The following is a 686-nucleotide window of genomic DNA, read 5'->3' on the forward strand; positions in this document are numbered from 1 at the left end:
CTCTGCAGTTGTGCAAAGGGTCGCAGTTTGGTGAGACGCAAGGCTAATACTGTGCATTAGCTAATAGCGGGCTTCTGTGGCCAAACGATAGCGTCAGGCTCAACACCAGATTGCGGAATATCACGTAATGTCGAACGATATTGCTTCCAAGCATCCGGTAATGATTCTCCACTTCCCATGTACTTGATGACTAACCAATCCGTTGCCTTTAATTTAGCATCACGTATTACACGTACTGTGGACCACTTCGTCTCATTTGCCATTTCTGCATCGAGGTAACCAAGCTCACTGTTCGTATTGTTTTCCTGCATAATTTATTCTTCCCAAGTTGGTTTAATTTGAGTAACACGAGCCACTGATGGGCGCCCTTTATCGGATGTATACATAATGTGAGCCCCAAAAGAGCGGTCCGCACCACAGTGGTACCGTGTATCAACTTTTAACGTAACGCGAGCAATGCCATTATCACGGCCTTGACCAATGCTTCTGAATGATACAGGCAGTGCTGTCCCTTCTAAATCACGGGTCAATGCAACTTCTTTGTCCCCACTCGGTTCAGAGATAAACAAACTTAATTCGCCATTTTTTGCTATTTTTTTTAATTCCAACAGACCCGCGACCGAATCTGATGAGCTTGTTCCAGTGAAAATCAGATGGTTTGTATAACCTGTATTAGCAGCCATACC

General features: G+C 44.6%; 1 protein-coding gene and 1 pseudogene. Both read right to left on the minus strand.

Features of this window, described 5'->3' with window-relative positions:
- Positions 1-56: 56 nt before the first annotated feature.
- Complete coding sequence (locus tag BT797_RS20405) at positions 57-311, minus strand: tail fiber assembly protein (protein ID WP_052678272.1); 255 nt, start codon at positions 309-311, stop codon at positions 57-59.
- A 3-nt stretch (positions 312-314) separates the two neighbouring features.
- Positions 315-686: pseudogene (locus tag BT797_RS23915) on the minus strand (hypothetical protein); the annotation flags it as partial.

Source organism: Moritella viscosa (genome assembly GCF_900120065.1).
In the GTDB taxonomy this organism is placed as follows: domain Bacteria; phylum Pseudomonadota; class Gammaproteobacteria; order Enterobacterales; family Moritellaceae; genus Moritella; species Moritella viscosa.

What these genes read in the sequence shown, in the direction of transcription:
- BT797_RS20405 (WP_052678272.1), bottom strand. Translation starts at nt 311, where the DNA reads ATGCAGGAAAACAATACGAACAGTGAGCTTGGTTACCTCGATGCAGAA.